Source organism: Flavobacterium muglaense (assembly GCF_014305155.1).
Lineage (GTDB): Bacteria > Bacteroidota > Bacteroidia > Flavobacteriales > Flavobacteriaceae > Flavobacterium > Flavobacterium muglaense.
This window is the reverse complement of sequence record NZ_JACRUK010000108.1, coordinates 1-2,010: the sequence shown is the minus strand read 5'-3', so window position 1 is coordinate 2,010 and position 2,010 is coordinate 1. Positions and strand designations below refer to the sequence as shown.

Annotated in this window: 3 protein-coding genes; all 3 read right to left on the bottom strand. The window is 30.7% G+C overall.

What is annotated here, in order from left to right; all coding sequences use genetic code 11:
• Positions 1-191: 191 nt before the first annotated feature.
• Positions 192-479: a hypothetical protein gene (locus tag H8R24_RS17945; protein WP_187021820.1), complete on the bottom strand. Its 288-nt coding sequence runs from the start codon at positions 477-479 to the stop codon at positions 192-194.
• A gap of 4 nt (positions 480-483) precedes the next feature.
• Entirely contained in the window at positions 484-876 is a 393-nt protein-coding gene (locus tag H8R24_RS17940) for a hypothetical protein (protein ID WP_222617427.1), read from the bottom strand.
• Between the two features lie 100 nt (positions 877-976).
• Positions 977-1,864 (bottom strand): AraC family transcriptional regulator, encoded by an 888-nt coding sequence (locus tag H8R24_RS17935; RefSeq protein ID WP_187021821.1) that lies wholly within the window; start codon positions 1,862-1,864, stop codon positions 977-979.
• Positions 1,865-2,010 lie beyond the last annotated feature (146 nt).

The following is a 2,010-nucleotide window of genomic DNA, read 5'->3' as shown; positions in this document are numbered from 1 at the left end:
CGAGTACGTGACCCGTACGCTCGGTGGTGTGAGAGGCGCACTCCGTTAGTTCCTAGCGGAGCCGTCTACTCGATTATCGGCTGGGCTTTTTCAGCCGTTTTTTTTGTCATTTATTTTTACACCAAATTTAATGATAAAAAGGTTGTCAAAATTTAATTTGACAACCTTTTATTTCTTATTCTTAATTATTGTTATGCTACAGAATATATTTTAATGTCAGGATTAGCACTTAAAAGTGGTGCTAACTCTTTTACTACATCATTGTTAAATAATTCACTTTTCAAATAAGCGTTTGCATTTTCAACTGTGTCAAAACCGTGTAAAACTTGCACATCTTCGTCTCTAATTAATAGTTCTTTGGAAGATGCACCTTTAATTGAGTCTAAAAAAGGTTGTTTGTATTTTGAATAAATTCCGCCTGCTGTTTCTCTGTTTTCAACTGCTATGTTCAAACTGATTTCTAAATATGCTTTTGTCATTTTATTACTTTTTGTTGGTGAATACTTGATAAATTCTTACATCAGGTGAAGCTTGTAGATAAGGTTTCAATGCAGTAACCACATCATTGTTAAACAAGTCTGATTTTAGATAGGCTTCTGCATCAGCTTGTGTTTTAAATCCGTGTAGTACCTGTACATCATCTGTTCTTACTAACAGTTCTTTTGAAACTGCTCCATTTATTTGTTTCAGAAATGGTTGTTTGTACTTTAAATAAACTCCTACAGCATTAGCTCTGTCAACATCGTTTATTTTTAGTGTGATTTCTAAATAAGCACCTGCAACTTGCTTATTGGCTTTTTGTGCGAATGTTGCCGAAGTAAAAGCAGTTGCAATTACAGTAAGGCAAACAATGAGATTTCTTTTGAACTTTGTCATTTTTATATTTTATTTAAATTGTTATGTCATTATTGACAGTGCAAAGGTGCAATGTCAACACATAACCTAAAATGGACAAATAGGAAATTGAATGGTAAATTTAGGAAATTGCCTTTCTAAAGTCGCTTGGCGACTTTTTCGTTTGCTTTTTAAAAAACTTCACAAAGTATGATGGGTCTTCAAATCCTAATTGAAAACCAATTTCATTAATATTAAAATTTGAATGGGAAAGTAGTCGTTTCGCTTCAAGGATTATTCTATCATTTATGAGTTCCAATGGCGTTTTTAGAGCAGTTTCTCTTGTGTGATTTGTAAGTGTTTTTGAAGAAATATTTAGAATGTTAGCATACTCTTTAACCGAATGAATACTGTTGAAATTTAGTTCAAGAGATTTTTTGAATTTTAAAAGTGTAATATTCTGTTGATTGTTTATTGAAGGATTTTTACAATTATTTCTTTTTCCGAGTCGTTGTATTGAAATTAAAAATAATTTTAGAAAATGCTTTAGAAAATCCTTGTGAGCAAAATTATTTGGGTTTTCAATTTCGTTTTTAAGATTCGATACTAAAAGTGAAAAGTTTTCTATGGCAACCGAAGGAATTGTAAATACAGGTTCACTTTCAAAGTCGTTGAAAATGTTGTACTTTAAAAAAATGTCAATATCACTTTCATTATCCATAAGAAAACTTTCGTTGAAATGAATAATTACACCTTCATAACTTGAAAAGTTGTCAAAATAATGAATTTGATTTTTTGAGATAAAAAATATTTTGTTTGTTGATGCTTTAAATTCATTAAAGTCAACAAAGTGCATACCATTACCTTTGGTAAACCATATAATTTGATAGAAACTATGAATGTGTGGCTTTTCTGTATGTCCTTTGTTTTTTGTTAGATAGTCGCTTAAAGAATAGATTTCAAATTGCAGTTTTTCAGGCTGGTCTTTATGTAAGTGATACTGTTCAATTTTCGGTTTATTTTTTGCCATTTAAGCTATTCTTAAGTTTCTAATTTTAGTCAGTTGCTGTTTGTTTGCAGTGTCGTCATAGCCTTGCCGATAACGTCAGTCTGTGAAAAAACTTCCGTTTATTTCTTTCAAATATAACACTTAATACAATATAAAAGGAAGAAAAG

Bases quoted from the DNA above. Each gene is read 5' to 3' on its own strand.
- H8R24_RS17945 (WP_187021820.1), bottom strand. From the start codon at position 479: ATGACAAAAGCATATTTAGAAATCAGTTTGAACATAGCAGTTGAAAAC.
- H8R24_RS17940 (WP_222617427.1), bottom strand. From the start codon at position 876: ATGACAAAGTTCAAAAGAAATCTCATTGTTTGCCTTACTGTAATTGCA.
- H8R24_RS17935 (WP_187021821.1), bottom strand. From the start codon at position 1,864: ATGGCAAAAAATAAACCGAAAATTGAACAGTATCACTTACATAAAGAC.